The organism is Enterobacter cloacae complex sp. GYL001, from assembly GCF_049237125.1.
Taxonomy (GTDB): domain Bacteria; phylum Pseudomonadota; class Gammaproteobacteria; order Enterobacterales; family Enterobacteriaceae; genus Enterobacter; species Enterobacter hormaechei_C.
In genome coordinates this window covers 471,637-490,657 of the sequence record NZ_JBMKGW010000001.1, presented here as the reverse complement: position 1 = coordinate 490,657, position 19,021 = coordinate 471,637, and the positions used below count along the sequence as shown (strand labels likewise).

The 19,021-nt window shown below is 55.5% G+C and carries 14 protein-coding genes; 8 read left to right on the top strand and 6 right to left on the bottom strand.

Annotation, left to right across the window (positions count from 1 at the left end; genetic code table 11):
* Position 1: 1 nt before the first annotated feature.
* The 3 genes from pqiA to rlmKL are packed head-to-tail and all read right to left on the bottom strand — an operon-like array spanning position 2 to position 5,297.
* Positions 2-1,255, bottom strand: a complete 1,254-nt coding sequence (gene pqiA / locus ACOTWU_RS02235) for a membrane integrity-associated transporter subunit PqiA (RefSeq protein ID WP_023296270.1) — start codon at positions 1,253-1,255, stop codon at positions 2-4.
* A 13-nt stretch (positions 1,256-1,268) separates the two neighbouring features.
* Complete coding sequence (locus ACOTWU_RS02230; protein ID WP_252049314.1) at positions 1,269-3,176, bottom strand: ABC transporter ATP-binding protein; 1,908 nt, start codon at positions 3,174-3,176, stop codon at positions 1,269-1,271.
* A 12-nt stretch (positions 3,177-3,188) separates the two neighbouring features.
* On the bottom strand, positions 3,189-5,297 hold the full coding sequence (rlmKL, locus tag ACOTWU_RS02225; protein ID WP_040118285.1) for a bifunctional 23S rRNA (guanine(2069)-N(7))-methyltransferase RlmK/23S rRNA (guanine(2445)-N(2))-methyltransferase RlmL: 2,109 nt from the start codon (positions 5,295-5,297) through the stop codon (positions 3,189-3,191).
* A gap of 98 nt (positions 5,298-5,395) precedes the next feature.
* Here rlmKL and ACOTWU_RS02220 point away from each other — a divergent pair, with 98 nt between their 5' ends.
* Positions 5,396-6,505 carry a YcbX family protein gene (locus tag ACOTWU_RS02220; RefSeq protein WP_017384813.1) on the top strand — a complete coding sequence of 370 codons (1,110 nt, stop codon included), beginning with the start codon at positions 5,396-5,398 and terminating at the stop codon, positions 6,503-6,505.
* Here the strand turns inward: ACOTWU_RS02220 and zapC are convergent.
* Together zapC and pyrD are read right to left on the bottom strand one after the other, a co-directional pair.
* The gene (gene zapC / locus ACOTWU_RS02215) at positions 6,502-7,044 is read right to left on the bottom strand and encodes a cell division protein ZapC (protein ID WP_015570906.1); all 543 of its coding nucleotides are present in this window, start codon (positions 7,042-7,044) and stop codon (positions 6,502-6,504) included. The genes ACOTWU_RS02220 and zapC overlap by 4 nt on opposite strands.
* 166 nt (positions 7,045-7,210) lie before the next feature.
* Entirely contained in the window at positions 7,211-8,221 is a 1,011-nt protein-coding gene (gene pyrD, locus ACOTWU_RS02210; protein WP_017384814.1) for a quinone-dependent dihydroorotate dehydrogenase, read from the bottom strand.
* 249 nt (positions 8,222-8,470) lie between these two features.
* Here pyrD and ssuE point away from each other — a divergent pair, with 249 nt between their 5' ends.
* Genes ssuE through ssuB form a run of 5 tightly spaced genes read left to right on the top strand, consistent with a single transcriptional unit; the run spans position 8,471 to position 12,711 of the window.
* Positions 8,471-9,046 (top strand): NADPH-dependent FMN reductase, encoded by a 576-nt coding sequence (gene ssuE, locus ACOTWU_RS02205; RefSeq protein ID WP_003858180.1) that lies wholly within the window; start codon positions 8,471-8,473, stop codon positions 9,044-9,046.
* Positions 9,039-10,001 carry a sulfonate ABC transporter substrate-binding protein gene (locus ACOTWU_RS02200; RefSeq protein ID WP_047717613.1) on the top strand — a complete coding sequence of 321 codons (963 nt, stop codon included), beginning with the start codon at positions 9,039-9,041 and terminating at the stop codon, positions 9,999-10,001. The genes ssuE and ACOTWU_RS02200 overlap by 8 nt, the downstream gene beginning before the upstream one ends.
* Complete coding sequence (gene ssuD / locus ACOTWU_RS02195; RefSeq protein ID WP_017384817.1) at positions 9,998-11,143, top strand: FMNH2-dependent alkanesulfonate monooxygenase; 1,146 nt, start codon at positions 9,998-10,000, stop codon at positions 11,141-11,143. The genes ACOTWU_RS02200 and ssuD overlap by 4 nt, the downstream gene beginning before the upstream one ends.
* Before the next feature lie 9 nt (positions 11,144-11,152).
* Positions 11,153-11,944, top strand: a complete 792-nt coding sequence (gene ssuC, locus ACOTWU_RS02190; RefSeq protein ID WP_003858185.1) for an aliphatic sulfonate ABC transporter permease SsuC — start codon at positions 11,153-11,155, stop codon at positions 11,942-11,944.
* A complete protein-coding gene (gene ssuB / locus ACOTWU_RS02185; protein ID WP_126498953.1) occupies positions 11,941-12,711 on the top strand; it encodes an aliphatic sulfonates ABC transporter ATP-binding protein in 771 nt (256 codons plus the stop codon). The genes ssuC and ssuB overlap by 4 nt, the downstream gene beginning before the upstream one ends.
* A 100-nt stretch (positions 12,712-12,811) precedes the next feature.
* Here the strand turns inward: ssuB and pepN are convergent, their stop codons facing one another.
* Complete coding sequence (gene pepN, locus ACOTWU_RS02180; RefSeq protein WP_126498954.1) at positions 12,812-15,424, bottom strand: aminopeptidase N; 2,613 nt, start codon at positions 15,422-15,424, stop codon at positions 12,812-12,814.
* Between the two features lie 254 nt (positions 15,425-15,678).
* Here pepN and pncB point away from each other — a divergent pair, with 254 nt between their 5' ends.
* Both pncB and asnS read left to right on the top strand, forming a co-directional pair.
* Positions 15,679-16,881: a nicotinate phosphoribosyltransferase gene (pncB, locus tag ACOTWU_RS02175; protein ID WP_045344713.1), complete on the top strand. Its 1,203-nt coding sequence runs from the start codon at positions 15,679-15,681 to the stop codon at positions 16,879-16,881.
* A gap of 168 nt (positions 16,882-17,049) precedes the next feature.
* Positions 17,050-18,450, top strand: a complete 1,401-nt coding sequence (gene asnS, locus ACOTWU_RS02170; RefSeq protein WP_015570955.1) for an asparagine--tRNA ligase — start codon at positions 17,050-17,052, stop codon at positions 18,448-18,450.
* The last annotated feature ends 571 nt before the right edge of the window (positions 18,451-19,021 follow it).

Genomic DNA, 19,021 nt, shown 5'->3' with positions numbered 1-19,021 from the left:
CTTACTCTTCCTCATGGCTTGAATCGGGCTCACGATCCCACGATAAACGAGGGTCGAAGGTCATGGCCGCAAACATGGTCATAATGACGACCAACGCAAACATCAGCGCCCCCATAGCGGGATAAATACTCATCAGCCCCCCCATACGCACCAGCGCTGAGAGAACTGCAATCACGAACACGTCAATCATCGACCAGCGGCCAACAAATTCCACGACCTCATAAATCAGATGCATACGCTCGCTGTCTCGCTTACCGTGCCCTTTTGCATCCCAGCAAAGCCAGGCAATGGCAATCATCTTTAAGGTCGGAACCATAATACTGGCGAGGAATATGACGCCTGCCACAGGGTAAGACCCCTCGCTCCACAGCAAAATCACCCCGGCCAGTATGGTCGAGGGCATTCTGTCGCCGAGCAGATCGGTGATCATGATCGGCAAGATATTGGCGGGCAGATAGAGCATGACAGAGGTCACCAGCAGCGCCATGGTCCATTGCAGGCTATTTTTACGCCGGACGTGACCTTTTGTTTCACAGCGTGGACACACCTCGACATCCGCGGGCAGCACGGCGGTGCAGCACGAGCAGGAGCGAAGCCCCTGACGGATACCCGGTACGCCCACCTTTACCGTCTGCAAGAGCGTCGGCGCCGGGGCAATATCGTCCCAGGCCCAGCGTCGGTCCACGCACTGGAACGCGCGCAGTTGTAGCACGCAGTACAGACACCACGGAATAAAGCTGCTGCCAATCCCCACATCGCCGTAGGCCATCAGCTTCACGAAGCTGACCAGGATACCCGCGAGAAAAATTTCCGCCATCCCCCAGCTTTTCAACTGGAACAGGATCCGCGCGAGTTTGATTTTAAGGACAGTGGGCATCCTGACGCGGTTGACCAGCAGCAGAATGACGACCAGGCAAAAAGCCGGGACGATCTGCACGAAAAGAAGAAAGAAGGTGCCAAGGCTGGCGTAATCTTCCGAGAACATCACGCCTGGTATTTCCAGTAAATCCACCTGGCTGGTCATCCCGCCCACTTTCATATAGATGAAAGGGAAGAGATTGGAGAGCAGTAACATGAATAAGGCTGCCAGCGCATAAGCCGTAGGACGCTGCCTTGGCGCGTCCCACTCGGTCGTCAGCGTAGCGCCGCAGCGCGGGCAGGCAGCCTTATGTCCGTGACCAAGCTCTGGCAACGCCACGAGCATATCGCATTGCGAGCATAATATATGCCGATCGGCATGGTGCTGGTCACACATAGATTATCCCTGTTTATGCGCCGTTTTTCAGAGACTCAAGGTACTCCCAGCGCTCAAATGCCTCTTCCAGCGCCTGTTCAGCCTGGGAGAGTTCAGCCAATACTTTCTGAGTATAGTCGTGAGGCTGCGTAAAGAATGACGCATCAGCGACCTGGATTTGCAGTGCTTCCAGTGCAGCCTCCAGCTCTTCCAGACGCTGCGGCAGCCCTTCCAGCTCGCGCTGCAAGTTATAACTCATTTTAGCAGGAGACTTTTTGACAGTTTCTGCCTTTGCAACAACAGGTTCAGCGACATTTTTGGTCTTCGCCTGTTTTTGCGCCAGCGACTGCGATTGCTGTCCACGCGCGTCATGATAGCCGCCCACATATTGCCCGATGCGCCCTTTGCCTTCGAAGATCCAGCACTCGGTCACGGTGTTATCGACAAACTGACGATCGTGGCTGACCAGCATTACGGTTCCCTGATAACCATCAATCAACTCTTCCAGCAGTTCCAGCGTTTCGACATCCAGATCGTTAGTCGGTTCATCGAGAATCAATAAGTTACTGGGTTTCAGGAACAGACGCGCCAGCAAAAGACGGTTACGTTCTCCCCCGGACAGCGCGCGCACCGGCGTCATAGCGCGTTTCGGGTGGAACAGGAAGTCCTGAAGGTAGCCCAGCACGTGACGCGGCTTGCCATTAACCATGACCTCCTGTTTACCCTCGGCGAGGTTATCCATCACCGTACGGTCTGGATCCAGCTCGGCGCGGTGCTGGTCGAAGTACGCCACTTCCAGTTTGGTACCGCAGTGGATACGACCGCTGTCGGCCTGGAGCTGACCGAGCATCAGTTTCAGCAGTGTGGTTTTACCGCACCCGTTCGGGCCGATCAGCGCAATTTTGTCGCCGCGCTGAACCTGAGCGGAGAAATCGTTCACCAGCACTTTGCCGTCAACCGAATAATTCACGTTCTCCATTTCGAAGACAATCTTGCCCGAGCGGGACGCCTCTTCCACCTGCATTTTGGCGCTACCCATGACTTCGCGGCGTTCGCTACGTTCGCGGCGCATCGCCTTCAGGGCGCGAACGCGGCCTTCGTTACGGGTACGACGCGCTTTAATGCCCTGACGGATCCATACCTCTTCCTGGGCCAGCTTGCGGTCGAACTCGGCATTTTGCAGCTCTTCCACGCGCAGGTTTTCTTCTTTCTCCTGCAGATAGGTATCGTAATCGCCCGGATAGGTCACCAGCTTGCCGCGATCAAGATCGACAATGCGCGTGGCCATGTTGCGGATGAACGAACGGTCGTGGGAGATGAAGATAATGGTGCCGTTAAAGGTTTTCAGGAACCCTTCCAGCCAGTCAATCGCTTCGATATCCAGGTGGTTCGTCGGTTCGTCCAGCAGCAGCACCTTAGGCCCGCTCACCAGGGCACGACCCAGCGCCGCTTTACGCAGCCAGCCACCGGAGAGCGCCGACAGCTCCATATCCGCTTCCAGGCCAAGCTGGGCCAGCACTTCGTTAATGCGGTTTTCCAGCTGCCACAGGCCGTGGTGATCGAGCATCTCCTGCACTTTTGCCAGCTCGTTGAGATTCTTGTCGCTCGGGTCCGTCATCACCAGATGCGAAATCTCGTGGTAACGCTTGAGGTATTCCGCCTGCTCTGAAATCCCTTCGGCCACAAAATCGTACACGCTGCCGGTGACGTTACGCGGCGGATCCTGTTGCAGACGAGAGACGATCAGATCCTGCTCGTAAACAATACGGCCGTCATCCAGCCCCTGCTCACGGTTGAGGATTTTCATCAGCGTCGATTTACCTGCGCCGTTACGGCCCACCAGACAGACGCGCTCGTTATCTTCGATATGCAGCTCTGCATTATCGAGAAGCGGTGAGTCGCTGAAAGAGAGCCACGCGCCGTGCATACTAATTAAAGACATTTATTTTTCCTTTCAGACCGCGGAGATCAGCCAGCAGTTGTGGATTTGACGGTTACGGGCAAAGTCCTGAGACAGCGTTTTTTGGCTGATTTCTTGTGCTTTCAGTCCCAGTTCGGCCAGGCCGTCGTGATCCATGCGGAATCCGCGCTTGTTATTCGAGAACATAATGGTGCCGCCTTTACGCAGCAGACGCTTCAGGTCGGTCATCAGGCGCAGGTGATCGCGTTGAACATCAAAGCTATCCTCCATACGCTTGGAGTTAGAGAAGGTCGGCGGATCGATAAAGATCAGGTCAAACTGCTCGTCGGTATCGCGCAGCCAGCCCAGCACGTCGGCCTGTAACAGGCGATGCTGACGGCCGGTTAAGCCGTTAAGACGCAGGTTGCGCTCTGCCCACTCCAGATAAGTCCGGGACATATCTACCGTGGTGGTGCTACGCGCGCCGCCAAGCCCCGCATGAACGCTGGCGCTGCCGGTATAGGAGAACAGGTTCAGGAAGTCTTTCCCCTTGCTCATCTGGCCCAGCATGCGGCGGGCGATACGGTGATCGAGGAACAGGCCGGTATCAAGGTAGTCGGTCAGGTTAACCCACAGGCGCGCGTTATATTCGCCCACTTCGAGGAAGTCGCCTTTCTCGCCCATCTTCTGATACTGGTTTTTGCCTTTCTGACGCTCACGGGTTTTCAGCACCAGCTTGTTTGGCGAAATGCCGAGTACGGCGATGGTGGCCGCAATCACATCCAGCATACGCTGACGCGCTTTTTGCGCATCGATAGTTTTCGGCGGGGCGTATTCCTGAACCACCACCCAGTCCGCATAGCGGTCAACCGCCACGTTGTACTCGGGCAGGTCAGCGTCGTACAGGCGATAACATTCGATGCCTTCTTGCTTCGCCCACTTCTCAAATTTCTTCAGGTTTTTGCGCAGGCGGTTGGCGTAATCTTCCGCCACGCCTGACGGTTTGCTATCCGCCGCTACCTCTGCCAGATGGTAGTTTTTCTGCACGCAGTCCAGCGGGCCGTTTTTCGCTTTGAACTGGCGATCGGCACGCAATTGCAGGCAGCTCAGCAGCTCCGGCGAGGCGCTAAACAGGGAGAGGTTCCAGCCGCCGAAATGCGCTTTCATGTTGCGGCCCAGCAGGCTGTGCAGTGCAATCAGCGCCGGCTCGCTGTCCAGACGCTCACCATACGGCGGGTTGCTGATCACCGTACCGTACGGGCCTTTTGGCAGCGGATTGGTCAGGTTCGCCACGTCCTTCACCTCGAAGGTCACCAGCTCGCCGATACCGGCACGACGGGCGTTGCTGCGCGCGCGTTCAATCACCCGTGCATCGCTGTCCGAACCGTAAAAGTGAGAGGTGTACTCCGCCAGCCCTTTACGGGCGCGGGTCTGCGCATCGTCTTTGACCTCTTTCCAGATGGCTTCATCGTGCTGCGCCCAGCCTTTGAAGCCCCAGTGGCCGCGGTGCAGCCCTGGCGCACGGTCGGTGGCCAGCATCGCGGCTTCAATCAGCAGCGTACCGGAACCGCACATCGGATCGAGCAGCGGCGTACCTGGCTGCCATCCGGAGCGCATCACGATAGCGGCAGCCAGCGTTTCTTTGATCGGCGCCATTCCGGTGCGATCGCGATAGCCGCGCAGATGCAGGCCTGCGCCACTCAGATCCAGGGAAATACTGGCCGTATCGCCGTTCAGCCAGACGTTGATACGCAGATCCGGGTTGTCACGGTCAACGTTCGGACGTTCTTTATTGCGACGCGTGAAGCAGTCCACAATGGCATCCTTAACGCGCAGGGCACCATACTGGCTGTTGCGGATCTCATCGTTGACGCCGTTGAAATGCACCGCAAAGGTAGCGTCCGGGGTGAAGATCTCTGTCCAGTCGATCATCTGTACGCCGGTGTAGAGATCAAGATCGCTGTAGACCTTGCACTCTTTCATCGGCAGCATGATGCGCGACGCCAGACGGCTCCACATCAGGCTCTGGTAAATAAGCCGCGTGTCGCCCTCAAAATGGACACCACCCTGAACCACCCGGCACTCTTTCGCGCCCAGGGCTTCCAGTTCAGTTTTTAACAGCTCTTCCAGCCCACGGGCCGTACTGGCAAACAGAGAATTCATATCGTCACTTTTACTCATAGAAAATTGTCGCGCATTATAGCTAATATGGCGTGTATGTCATAAAGTTGAAGGCTTATTTTCTTTAGCGGGAGTGTGCAGTGGCGACGTTATCCAGGCTTTTTATTCATCCGGTGAAATCCATGCGCGGCATCGGCGTCTCTCACGCGCTGGCCGATATGAGCGGATTCGCCTTCGATCGTATTTTTATGGTCACCGAGCCTGACGGTACGTTTATCACCGCACGTCAGTTCCCGCAGATGGTTCGCTTTACCCCTTCCCCGCTTCATGACGGGCTGCATTTGACTGCGCCGGACGGTTCAAGCGTCGTGATCCGCTTTGCTGATTTTGCGCCGCTTGATGCGCCAACGGAAGTGTGGGGCAATCATTTTACCGCGCGTATCGCGCCGGATAACATTAACCAGTGGCTGAGCGGCTTTTTCTCCCGTGACGTTCAGCTGCGCTGGGTTGGGCCTGCGCTGACCCGTCGCGTGAAGCGCCACGATGCGGTTCCTCTCTCCTTCGCGGATGGTTTTCCCTTCCTTCTGACCAGCGAGGCCTCGCTGCGTGATTTACAAAACCGTTGCAAAGCCAGCGTGCAGATGGAGCAATTTCGCCCGAATCTGGTGGTGACCGGAGCGAATGCCTGGGATGAAGATACCTGGAAAGTGATCCGCATCGGCAGCGTTATTTTTGATGTCGTGAAGCCGTGCAGCCGCTGTATTTTTACCACCGTCAGCCCGGAGAAAGGTCAGAAACACCCTTCCGGCGAACCGCTGAAAACCTTGCAGTCATTTCGTACCGCGCAGGATAACGGCGATGTCGACTTCGGCCAGAACCTGATCCCCCGCTCCAGCGGCGTGATCCGCGTGGGCGACGAGGTCGAAATTCTCACCCGCGGGCCTGCCAGGGTGTACGGCGCAGGTCAGGAAGAAGAGATGGTTGACGTTGTCACCAACGTCGCTTCCGCGGTGGATATTCACTGGGAAGGCAAAGTTATCCGTGGTAACAATCAGCAGGTGCTACTGGAACAGCTGGAGCAGGCAGGTATCCGCGTACCGTATTCCTGTCGCGCGGGGATTTGCGGATGCTGTCGCATTAAACTGGTCGATGGTGAAGTAAGTGCCCTGAAGAAATCTGCGATTGGCAGTGACGGCACGATCCTGTGCTGTAGCTGTGTCCCGAAAACATCCGTACAGCTGGAAGCTTAAACTGCCTGTTCAAGGCTGAAGGAATCAACGCGCAGCTGTGGCTTCAGCCTGTCATTCATCACTTTGATGGCATCACCTAACTGCATAACTCGCCCGGCAATGGTCACGCCGGGTTGGGCCAGCAAACAGAGCGCAGCGTTTTCACCGGGTTCAACCACCAGCAAATTCACCTCTTCTTCGGTATCGCTCAGATTGACGCTCGCCGCATCGCCGATAGCCGGGGTCCAGCACATGCCGTGGGCGAGAAAATGCCAGCTTTTCGGCATTTGCGGTTTCAGGAAACGGATCGCCACCAGCGCATTTAGTACCAGTTCAGCGCGCTGTTCTTTGGAGAGATCGAACTCGCGGCATTTTTCTTCAAAAGAGAAATAGAGTGCAGCGTCGTCAACGCAAAAGCCTGAGGGAGCAAACGCGTCTGGCGTTAACATTCGGCGCGCAAAACGAGAGCGAAACAACATGCCATTGGCTAAGTCGAGCATCATACGGTCATGCTCGTCACAAAAATACCAGCGCCAGTTATCGTCAGGTTTAATTCGCATGTTTCTCTCCCGTCCCCTAAACGTCCTGTACTAAAAATGTCCTGTTTGCCGCTTCGCTTATAACACTAGTAATAAAAGACTATAATGTTTAAATAAGCAACAATGACGGAATATAAAACAACCAGGGCTGGAAATAAAGCCCTGGTTGTCTGATTAAGAGAAAAGATTAGATATGCGTGACGATTTCTTTAATCAGCGGCGGCCCTTTAAAAATAAAGCCGGAATAAATTTGCACCAGCGATGCACCTGCCGCCATCTTCTCACGTGCAGCGATGACAGAGTCAATGCCACCCACGCCAATAATCGGCAGCTGACCTTTTAATTCTGCGGAGAGTGCGCGAATAATTTCGGTGCTTTTTAATTGTACCGGACGGCCACTTAATCCACCCGCTTCGTCACAGTTTTTCATTCCCTGAACGAGAGAGCGATCGAGTGTTGTATTGGTTGCAATCACACCATCAATATTATGGCGAACTAAACTGTCGGCAACCTGGATCAATTCTTCTGCCGAAAGATCCGGGGCGATCTTAACCGCGACCGGAACATATTTATGGTGGATCGCCTGTAGCGCCGTTTGTTTATTTTTAATGGCGCTAAGAAGATCGTCGAGCGCTTCGCCATATTGTAATGAACGCAGTCCTGGGGTGTTAGGCGAAGATATATTCACCGCAATATAACCGGCATAGGCATAGACTTTTTCCATACAAATCAGATAGTCATCTTTACCCTGCTCGACCGGCGTGTCTTTATTTTTGCCAATATTAATACCCAGCACGCCATCAAAATGGGCTTTCTTAACGTTCTCAACCAGATGATCGACGCCAAGGTTATTAAAGCCCATGCGGTTGATCAGCCCCTCGGCTTCAACCAGGCGAAACAGACGTGGCTTGTCATTTCCCGGCTGCGGACGCGGCGTCACCGTCCCGATTTCGATCGAGCCAAAGCCCATCGCACCGAGTGCATCAATGCATTCGCCATTTTTGTCCAGACCGGCCGCCAGGCCCAGTGGATTTTTGAAAGTCAGGCCCATGCACTGAACTGGTTTTTCCGGCACGTTTTGACGCACCAGCGCGGCCAGAGGCGTTCCTGTAATACGGCGTAACTGCTGAAATGTTAATTCATGAGCGCGCTCAGGATCGAGCTGGAAAAGGGCTTTACGAACGAAGGGGTAGTACATGAACTCTCCTGGATTCCCGGTGTGCAAACCGGGAGGGGATTATGTGCGATCCCGCCCGGAAAGGGAATTGACCTGTGGCAAAAAAAGCCACGTAAAACGCAATCGTTTACTTATCGGTTCGCTTCTTATGCATTTTTCTGCATTCATCCTGAGGATAAATCATTTAGTGGAATAACCATGCAATGTCACACTCCTGAAAATTGTTATGAATGTTAGATAAAAGCAAACAATTAGTTATAAGGAGCAACCATGCGCGTCATTACCCTGGCCGGAAGCCCCCGCTTCCCCTCTCGCTCCAGCGCACTGCTGGAATACGCTCGCGAAAAGCTTAATGCTCTGGATGTCGAAGTGTGTCACTGGAATTTGCACAATTTCGCGCCTGAAGATCTGCTCTACGCCCGTTTCGACAGCCCGGCGCTGAAAACCCTGATCGAACAACTTAAGAGTGCTGACGGGCTGGTCGTCGCGACACCGATTTATAAAGCCTCTTTTTCCGGCGCACTGAAAACGCTGCTCGATCTGCTGCCCGAACGCGCGCTGGACGGTAAGGTCGTCCTGCCGCTGGCCACAGGCGGTACGGTAGCTCATTTACTGGCGGTGGATTATGCCCTCAAGCCGGTTCTGAACGCGCTGAAAGCGCAGGAGATCCTGCATGGCGTCTTCGCTGACGACTCACAGGTAATCGACTACCAGCATAAACCCCATTTCACGCCGAATCTGCAAACCCGCCTCGACAGTGCGCTCGAAACCTTCTGGCACGCCCTGAACCGTCGGGATCGCCACGCGGCAGCATTTCATCAATCACAAGGAGTGGCGCATGTTTAAAACAGTTACCCGTATCGGGCTGGCAGGTCTGCTGGCAGTGGCGTCGCTGGCTCAGGCGGCGGAGAAAGCGCCGGAGAGCCTGCGTATCGGTTATCAGAAAGGCAGCGTCAGCATGGTATTGGCGAAAAGCCATGCGTTGCTTGAGAAGCGTTTCCCGGAGACCAAATTCTCATGGGTCGAGTTCCCTGCCGGACCACAGATGCTGGAGGCGCTGAACGTCGGGAGTATTGATTTAGGCAGCACCGGCGATATCCCGCCAATCTTTGCGCAGGCTGCCGGGGCGGATCTGGTTTACGTTGGCGTTGAGCCCGCCAAGCCGAAGGCAGAGGTTATTTTGGTGCCGGAAAACAGTGAGATCAAAAGCGTCGCCGACCTCAAAGGCCGTAAGGTTGCTTTCCAGAAAGGTTCCAGCTCGCACAACCTGCTGCTGCGCGCGTTGCAGGAGGCCGGCCTAAAATTCACCGATATCCAGCCCGTTTACCTGACGCCTGCCGATGCGCGCGCGGCGTTTCAGCAAAAAAATGTTGATGCCTGGGCTATCTGGGATCCGTACTACTCCGCCGCACTGTTGCAGGGCGGTGTGCGGGTGCTGAAAGACGGCACCACCCTGAAGCAGACCGGTTCGTTCTACCTGGCGGCACGTCCTTACGCTGAGAAAAATGGCGCATTTATTCAGCAGGTGCTGGATACCTTCTCTCAGGCCGATGCGCTGACCCAAAGCCAGCGTCAGCAGAGCATCACGCTGCTGGCAAAAACCATGGGCCTGCCTGAACCGGTGATCGCCACTTATCTTGACCACCGTCCTCCCACCACCATAGCACCGGTTGACGCCCACGTTGCCGCTCTCCAGCAGCAAACGGCAGACCTCTTTTATCAAAACCGCCTGGTTCCAAAGCAGGTGAATATTCGCGAACGCATCTGGCAACCCGCTGGCATTGAAGGAAAAAAATCATGAGTCTGAATCTTTTCTGGTTTTTACCCACCCACGGTGATGGACACTATCTTGGCACAGAAGAAGGCGCCCGCCCGGTCGATCACGGCTATCTACAGCAGATCGCCCAGGCGGCAGACCGCATCGGTTTTACCGGGGTACTGATCCCGACGGGCCGCTCGTGTGAGGATGCGTGGCTGGTTGCCGCGTCAATGATCCCCGTCACCCAGCGTCTGAAATTCCTGGTAGCCTTGCGCCCGAGCGTGGTGTCGCCCACCGTCGCGGCGCGTCAGGCGGCAACGCTGGACAGGCTTTCCAACGGCCGTGCGCTGTTCAACCTGGTGACGGGCAGCGATCCGCAGGAGCTGGCGGGCGATGGCGTCTTCCTCGACCATACCGAGCGCTATGAAGCCTCCGCAGAGTTCACCCGCGTCTGGCGACGTCTGCTGGAAGGGGAAACCGTCACCTTCGAAGGGAAACATATCCACGTTCGCGATGCACAGCTCTACTTCCCGCCGGTACAGCAGCCGCGCCCTCCCCTCTATTTCGGCGGATCGTCGGACGTGGCGCAGGAGCTGGCGGCTGAGCAGGTCGATCTCTATCTGACCTGGGGCGAGCCACCGGAGCTGGTGAAAGAGAAAATTGCTCAGGTACGCGCTAAAGCCGCAGAACATGGCCGTACGGTACGCTTCGGCATTCGCCTGCACGTGATCGTACGCGAAACCAACGACGAGGCCTGGCAAGCCGCCGACCGTCTGATCGCTCATCTGGACGACGACACTATCGCTAAAGCACAGGCGGCGTTTGCCAAAACCGACTCCGTGGGCCAGCACCGGATGGCTTCCCTGCACAACGGCAAGCGTGAAAATCTTGAGATCAGCCCGAACCTGTGGGCCGGGGTAGGTCTGGTGCGCGGAGGCGCCGGCACGGCACTGGTCGGCGACGGTCCAACCGTAGCGGCACGCATTAATGAATACGCGGCGCTGGGGATCGACAGCTTTATCCTGTCTGGCTACCCACATCTGGAGGAGGCGTACAAGGTGGGTGAACTGCTGTTCCCGCATCTGGATGTCGCTATCCCGGAAATTCCGCAGCCACGTCAGCTTCAGTTGCAGGGCGAAGCCGTGGCGAACGCGTTTATCCCGAGAAAAGTCGCGCAAAGCTAAGGAGCCACCATGTCTGCAACCGCACAAAAATGGCTGCTGCGCGCCGCGCCGTGGTTTCTGCCCGTCGGCATTGTCCTCGTCTGGCAACTGGCGTCTTCAACTGGCTGGCTGTCGAGCCGCATTTTGCCCTCTCCGGAGGGCGTTGTGGAAGCGTTCTGGTCGCTAAGCGCAAGCGGTGAGCTGTGGCAACATCTTGCCATCAGCTCCTGGCGCGCGGTAATTGGCTTTTCGATAGGCGGAAGCATCGGCCTGACGCTGGGGCTGATCAGCGGCCTGTCACGCTGGGGTGAGCGGCTGCTGGATACCTCCGTTCAGATGCTGCGCAACGTGCCGCATCTGGCGCTTATTCCGCTGGTTATCCTGTGGTTTGGCATTGATGAGAGCGCCAAAATTTTCCTCGTGGCGCTGGGAACGTTATTCCCGATTTATATCAATACCTGGCATGGGATCCGTAATATCGATCGCGGTCTGGTGGAGATGGCCCGCAGCTATGGCCTGTCAGGTTTTGCCCTGTTTACCCATGTGATCCTGCCGGGCGCCCTGCCCTCCATTATGGTTGGGGTGCGTTTTGCGCTCGGCCTGATGTGGCTAACCCTGATCGTGGCGGAAACCATTTCGGCTAACTCCGGCATTGGTTATCTGGCGATGAACGCCCGCGAGTTCCTGCAAACGGACGTGGTGGTGGTTGCCATTATCCTTTATGCCCTGCTCGGCAAACTTGCGGACGTCAGCGCCCAGTGGCTGGAACGTAGCTGGCTGCGCTGGAACCCGGCCTACACCGCTCAGGAGGCGAAAGCATGAATACTGCACGACTGAACCAGGGAACACCGTTACTGCTGAACGGCGTGACCAAACGCTACGGCGACAACACCATTCTGAATGCACTGGATCTGCATATTCCTGCCGGACAGTTCGTGGCCGTTGTCGGCCGCAGCGGTGGCGGCAAGAGTACCCTGCTGCGTCTTTTAGCCGGGCTGGAAGCGCCAAACAGCGGTGACATTCTGGCAGGCACTACGCCGCTGGCCACGATTCAGGATGATACGCGCATGATGTTTCAGGACGCGCGTCTGCTGCCGTGGAAAACGGTGATGGATAACGTCGGGCTGGGCCTGAAGGGCAGCTGGCGGGAGGACGCCCGGCAGGCACTCGCAGCGGTAGGGCTGGAGAATCGCGCGGGAGAGTGGCCTGCGGCCCTGTCGGGTGGACAAAAGCAGCGCGTAGCGCTGGCACGCGCGCTGATTCACCGTCCCGGCCTGTTGCTGCTCGATGAACCGCTCGGCGCGCTTGATGCCCTGACGCGGATCGAGATGCAGGATCTGATTGAAACCCTCTGGCAGACGCACGGCTTTACGGTACTGCTGGTGACGCATGATGTCAGTGAAGCCGTGGCAATGGCAGAGAGGGTGCTGTTAATAGAAGAGGGCAAAATTGGTCTGGATCTGACGGTAGATATTCCACGTCCTCGCCGCGTGGGATCGGCCAGACTGGCGGAGCTGGAAGCCGAAGTACTGGATCGGGTGATGAAACGTGGGGAAGCGGAGATTCAGCGGATAAAGGCTAATGCCTGATGCCCTCACCCCGGCCCTCTCCCTGTGGGAGAGGGAGAAAACCGATGCCCCGCGACCCCACGTAGGCCCGGTAAGCGTAGCGCCACCGGGCTTTTTTACATCAGGCCAGCGCCTTAGCAATCTTCTCGTACAGATCGCCAGACAGATTTTCCAGCCCTTTCAGCTGCTCAAGCGCGGCGCGCATTTTCGCCTGACGCTGCGCATCGTAACGTTTCAGGCGGATCAGCGGCTCAATCAGACGAGACGCCACCTGCGGGTTACGGCTGTTCAGCTCGGTCAGCATTTCAACCATGAACTGATAACCGCTGCCGTCTTCGGCATGGAACGCGGCCGGGTTGCTGCTGGCGAAGGCACCAATCAGAGAGCGGACGCGGTTCGGGTTGCTCATGGTGAACGAACGGTGCTTCAGCAGGCTGCGTACTTTGCTGAGTACATCGGCTGCCGGGCTGGTGGCCTGAAGGATGAACCACTTGTCCATCACCAGACCATCCTGATACCACTTGTCGTCGTACTCCTGCATCAGCGCATCGCGGCACGGCAGCTCGGCGGCAACGCTTGCGGCCAGCGCGGCCAGGGCATCCGTCATGTTATCGGCTTCGTGGTACTGCTTGCTGACCAGCGTGTTCGCCAGCTCTGCCTCACCAAACGCCAGATAGCGCAGGCAGGTATTGCGCAGGGAACGTTTACCGATATCCGCATGTTCCACCCGATACGCGTCCAGCTTGTTGGCGTTGTAAATGGCGAGGAACTCATCTGCCAGTTCGGTCGCCAGCGTGCGGGTCAGCGCTTCACGCACGGCGACGATGGCAATCGGGTCGATGATGTCAAACAGCTCGGCGATTTCAGTCGCAGAAGGCAGCGTCAAAATTTCAGCCGCCAGCGCCGGGTCAATGTTCTCATCCAGCAGGATGGCACGGAACGCGTCTGCCACATGAACCGGCAACGTCAGCGGCTGGCCCTGCTGGTAACGGTTGACGTTCAGCTTGATGTAGGTCGCCAGCAGGCTTTGTGCCGCATCCCAGCGCGAGAAATCGTTGCGCGCGTGACGCATCAGGAACGTCAGCTGCTGATCGCTCCACTTATATTCGAGTTTCACCGGCGCGGAGAATTCGCACAGCAGGGCAGGAACGGGCTGGAAATAGACGTTATCGAAGATAAAGGTCTGCTCTGCCTGGGTCACGTTCAGCACGTTATGCACCGGGTGGCCGCCCTTCTGTAACGGGATCACGTTGCCTTCGTTGTCGTATAGCTCAACGCTGAACGGAATGTGCAGCGGATGTATCTCTTCCTGCTCGGCCGTTGGCGGCGTGCGCTGGCTGATGGTCAGCGTGTACTGCTCGGTTTCCGGGTTGTAGTCGTCTTTGACCGTCACAATCGGCGTACCGGCCTGGCTGTACCAGCGGCGGAAATGAGACAGATCGACGTTAGAGGCGTCCTCCATCGCCTGGACGAAATCGTCGCAGGTGGCCGCACTGCCGTCGTGGCGTTCGAAGTAGAGCTGCATCCCTTTCTGGAAATTCTCTTCACCCAGCAGGGTGTGGATCATACGGATAATTTCAGCGCCTTTTTCATACACCGTCAGGGTGTAGAAGTTATTCATCTCAATGACTTTATCCGGGCGGATCGGGTGCGCCATTGGGCTGGCATCTTCTGCAAATTGCAGACCACGCATGGTGCGCACGTTGTTGATGCGGTTCACCGCCCGCGATCCCAGATCGGAGCTGAACTCCTGATCGCGGAAGACGGTTAAGCCCTCTTTCAGGCTCAGCTGGAACCAGTCGCGACAGGTGACGCGGTTCCCGGTCCAGTTATGGAAATATTCGTGGCCGATAACGCGTTCGATATCGAGGTAATCTTTATCCGTGGCGGTATCGGTACGCGCCAGCACGTATTTAGAGTTAAAGATGTTAAGGCCTTTATTCTCCATCGCGCCCATGTTGAAGAAATCGACCGCAACGATCATATAGATGTCGAGGTCATATTCGAGGCCAAAGCGCGTTTCATCCCACTTCATGGAGTTGATGAGGGAGGTCATTGCCCACGGTGCGCGGTCAAGGTTGCCACGGTCCACGAACAGCTCCAGCGCGACTTCACGGCCAGAGCGCGTTTTAAAGGTGTCGCGCAGGACATCGAAATCTCCCGCCACCAGCGCAAACAGATAGCAGGGTTTCGGGAACGGATCCTGCCACTGTACCCAGTGACGGCCATTCTCCAGTTCCCCTTCAGCAATCCGGTTGCCGTTGGAAAGCAGGTACGGGTACAGCGTTTTGTCGGCAATAATTTTGGTGGTAAAGCGCGCCAGGACGTCCGGGCGATCCAGATACCAGGTAATGTGGCGGAAACCTTCGGCTTCACACTGGGTACACAGGGCTACGCCTGACTGGTAAAGTCCTTCCAGCGCGGTATTGGCGGCAGGGCTAATTTCATTCACGATGCGCAGGGTAAAGCGTTCCGGCAGGTTGTCGATGACCAGCTGGTTGCCTTCTTCTTTATAGTCTGACCAGGCTTCATCGTTAATATGCAGGGAAACCAACGTCAGGTCTTCACCATCCAGACGCAGCGGCACGGCAGTCGCGCTCTGGCGCGTCACCTGGCTTATCGCCGTCACCACGGTTTTTGTGGCATCCAGGTCGAAAGTCAGATCGATATCGCTTATCAGGTATTCCGGCGCACGATAGTCGTGGCGGTATTTAGCTTGTGGCTGTTGTGTCATAGAAAACCTTATGCATCGTTTGTCGAGTAACGATTCAATATATTCCTGTTGTGTAAAACGCGCTATGCAGAATGTTCATCTTTTCAGGCACAACGCCCTTTTTAGCTACATTTTTATAACACGGGGCACGAAATGCTCTCGACCATAAAGTGTGCTTATGTTGTGATCGGGGTTCAATAAATCACTAAACAGGGTATACTCCGGAGTTGTTTATTGTACTAAACGCTCCCGTGAGAGGATGCTACAGCGCACCTATGACTCAATTCGCTTCTCCGGTTCTGCATACGTTGCTGGATACCGACGCGTACAAGCTGCATATGCAGCAAGCCGTGTTTCACCACTATCATGATGTCCATGTTGCGGCGGAATTTCGCTGCCGGGGTGACGACTTGCTGGGTATCTACGCAGATTCCATTCGTGAACAGGTCGAGGCCATGCAGCATCTGGCGCTCACCGATGACGAATATCAGTGGCTTTCAGGCCTGCCTTTCTTTAAAGCGGATTATCTGAACTGGCTGCGTGAGTTCCGCTATAACCCGGAACAGGTCACCGTCACCAATGATAACGGCAAGCTGGACATTCGTCTGACCGGCCCGTGGCGTGAGGTGATCATGTGGGAAGTGCCGCTTCTGGCCGTGATCAGCGAGCTGGCCCACCGCTATCGCTCCCCTGAAACCGGTGTGACGCAGGCGGTTGCCGCTCTGGAGAATAAACTCGTTGAGTTTTCCAGACTGACCGAAGGACTGGATATGTCCCGATTCCGTCTGATGGACTTTGGCACGCGCCGCCGCTTCTCTCGCGAGGTTCAGGAAGCCATTGTCAGACGTCTGCAACAGGAGCCTTGGTTCGTTGGCACCAGTAACTACGATCTGGCACGTCGCCTTGATTTAACGCCGATGGGCACCCAGGCGCACGAATGGTTCCAGGCGCACCAGCAGATCAGCCCTGACCTTGCCAACAGCCAGCGCGCCGCCCTCGCCGCGTGGCTAAAGGAATACCCGGATCGGCTGGGTATTGCCCTTACCGACTGCATTACCATGGACGCGTTCCTGCGCGACTTTGGCCCTGAGTTTGCCGAACGCTACCAGGGTTTGCGCCATGATTCCGGGGACCCGGTTGAATGGGGTGAGAAAGCCATCGCCCATTACGAAAAACTGGGCATCGACCCCATGAGTAAGGTGCTGGTCTTCTCCGATAACCTTGACCTGGCGAAAGCCGTCGACCTTTATCGCCATTTCTCATCGCGGGTGAACCTGAGTTTCGGGATTGGTACGCGGTTAACCTGTGATATTCCTCAGGTGAAACCGCTGAACATCGTCATAAAACTGGTGGAATGTAACGGTAAGCCGGTCGCGAAGCTCTCCGACAGTCCGGGCAAAACCATCTGCCATGACAAAGCGTTTGTCCGCGCATTACGTAAAGCCTTCGATTTGCCTCAGGTTAAAAAAGCCAGTTAACGGCTTCGGGGGAGCCTGCATGGCTCCCCTTCTCTTATTAATTTCTTATTTCTTCTCTTAAGACGGTGAAATTTACTTGTCTGATAGCGGATGGCAGGTAACATAGATATCCCCCCTATAAGGGCGGACAAGTGTTTATTTTTTCCGACTATTAACAGAGAGAATATTATGAGCGTTGTGCCTGTAGCCGACGTACTCCAGGGCCGTGTCGCCGTTGACCAGGAGGTCACCGTGCGCGGATGGGTGCGTACTCGCCGAGATTCTAAAGCTGGCATCTCCTTCCTCGCCGTCTATGACGGTTCCTGCTTTGATCCTGTACAGGCCGTCATTAATAATTCTCTGCCCAATTACAATGATGACGTTCTGCACCTGACAACCGGCTGTTCCGTGATCGTCACCGGTGTTGTGGTGGCCTCTCCGGGCCAGGGTCAGAGCTACGAAATTCAGGCGACCTCGGTGGAAGTGACCGGCTGGGTTGAAGATCCTGACACCTACCCGATGGCTGCAAAGCGTCACAGCATCGAATATCTGCGTGAAGTCGCGCACCTGCGTCCGCGCACCAACCTGATTGGTGCGGTTGCCCGCGTGCGTCATACGCTGGCGCAGGCGCTGCATCGTTTCTTTGACGAGCAGGGTTACTTCTGGGTTTCTACTCCGCTGATCACGGCTTCCGATACCGAAGGCGCAGGTGAAATGTTTCGCGTTTCAACGCTGGATATGGAAAACCTGCCGCGTACGCCGGAAGGTAAAGTCGATTACGACAAAGACTTCTTTGGTAAAGAAGCCTTCCTGACGGTTTCCGGCCAGCTCAACGGTGAAACCTACGCCTGTGCGCTGTCTAAGATCTATACCTTCGGCCCAACCTTCCGTGCGGAAAACTCCAACACCAGCCGTCACCTGGCGGAATTCTGGATGCTGGAGCCGGAAGTGGCCTTTGCCGATCTAAATGACGCGGCAGCCCTGGCAGAAGCGATGCTGAAATACGTGTTTAAAGCCGTTCTCGAAGAGCGTGCAGACGACATGAAATTCTTCGCTGAGCGTGTCGATAACGACGCCATCGCCCGTCTTGAGCGCTTCGTCTCCGCAGACTTCGCGCAGGTGGATTACACCGACGCGGTCGCTATCCTGGAAAAATGCGGCGAGAAATTCGAAAACCCGGTTTACTGGGGCGTGGATCTCTCCTCCGAGCACGAACGTTATCTGGCAGAGAAGCACTTTAAAGCACCGGTTGTGGTAAAAAACTATCCGAAAGACATTAAGGCGTTCTATATGCGCCTTAACGAAGACGGTAAAACCGTTGCCGCGATGGATGTCCTCGCGCCGGGCATCGGTGAGATCATCGGTGGCTCCCAGCGTGAAGAGCGCCTGGATGTGCTGGACGCGCGTATGCAGGAGATGGGCCTTAACCCGGCGGACTACAGCTGGTATCGCGATCTCCGTCGCTACGGCACCGTTCCACACTCCGGCTTTGGCCTGGGCTTCGAACGTCTGATTGCTTACGTAACAGGTGTTCAGAACGTACGTGATGTGATTCCGTTCCCACGCACACCGCGTAACGCAAGTTTCTAACCGACCAAATCATTAATGGCCAGCAAATGCTGGCCATTATTTTATCCTGCAATGTCAGTTTTCGTCAGTCAGAAGTAAGCGTCTTTAAACCACAACCCCGCTATTACCTCTACCTGTTACGTTTTGTTTCCACGAAATATCCTGAGACAAAAAAATAACCCCATTCTTATTGCGCTTAAAACAATTCTTACGCATTAGCATAAAAAACAATCAATTTCACAGCCATCTGGATGGCTTTTGTCGATCATAAGAAAAAATGAGCCGTTTAACTTCTGTTTATACGAAAGGCCTTTAGCTAAATTAAATATAAGGAAATCATATATATAAGAATAAAGCGGATGTTTAATTCGCCAGGCGGCACTGAAATTTGAGGTGCTTCACAAAGTTCCCAAAAATACATATTTAGTTACACATATTTTCTTTTGGTAACTGAATCTTGAAGATTGTAGCACTTTCAGTGTAGCGAAACGGTTCTATGAATGGAAAGCTGCCTGTCAGACACATAAAGACACCTAACTCTCATCAATAGTTCCGGAAATATTTATTGACAGAATTTATTGGCGGCAGTGGC

Excerpts from the sequence above, each read along its gene's own strand:
- pqiA (WP_023296270.1), bottom strand. The coding sequence starts at position 1,255 with ATGTGTGACCAGCACCATGCCGATCGGCATATATTATGCTCGCAATGC.
- ACOTWU_RS02230 (WP_252049314.1), bottom strand. The coding sequence starts at position 3,176 with ATGTCTTTAATTAGTATGCACGGCGCGTGGCTCTCTTTCAGCGACTCA.
- rlmKL (WP_040118285.1), bottom strand. The coding sequence starts at position 5,297 with ATGAATTCTCTGTTTGCCAGTACGGCCCGTGGGCTGGAAGAGCTGTTA.
- zapC (WP_015570906.1), bottom strand. The coding sequence starts at position 7,044 with ATGCGAATTAAACCTGACGATAACTGGCGCTGGTATTTTTGTGACGAG.
- pyrD (WP_017384814.1), bottom strand. The coding sequence starts at position 8,221 with ATGTACTACCCCTTCGTTCGTAAAGCCCTTTTCCAGCTCGATCCTGAG.
- ssuE (WP_003858180.1), top strand. The coding sequence starts at position 8,471 with ATGCGCGTCATTACCCTGGCCGGAAGCCCCCGCTTCCCCTCTCGCTCC.
- ACOTWU_RS02200 (WP_047717613.1), top strand. The coding sequence starts at position 9,039 with ATGTTTAAAACAGTTACCCGTATCGGGCTGGCAGGTCTGCTGGCAGTG.
- ssuD (WP_017384817.1), top strand. The coding sequence starts at position 9,998 with ATGAGTCTGAATCTTTTCTGGTTTTTACCCACCCACGGTGATGGACAC.
- ssuC (WP_003858185.1), top strand. The coding sequence starts at position 11,153 with ATGTCTGCAACCGCACAAAAATGGCTGCTGCGCGCCGCGCCGTGGTTT.
- ssuB (WP_126498953.1), top strand. The coding sequence starts at position 11,941 with ATGAATACTGCACGACTGAACCAGGGAACACCGTTACTGCTGAACGGC.
- pepN (WP_126498954.1), bottom strand. The coding sequence starts at position 15,424 with ATGACACAACAGCCACAAGCTAAATACCGCCACGACTATCGTGCGCCG.
- pncB (WP_045344713.1), top strand. The coding sequence starts at position 15,679 with ATGACTCAATTCGCTTCTCCGGTTCTGCATACGTTGCTGGATACCGAC.
- asnS (WP_015570955.1), top strand. The coding sequence starts at position 17,050 with ATGAGCGTTGTGCCTGTAGCCGACGTACTCCAGGGCCGTGTCGCCGTT.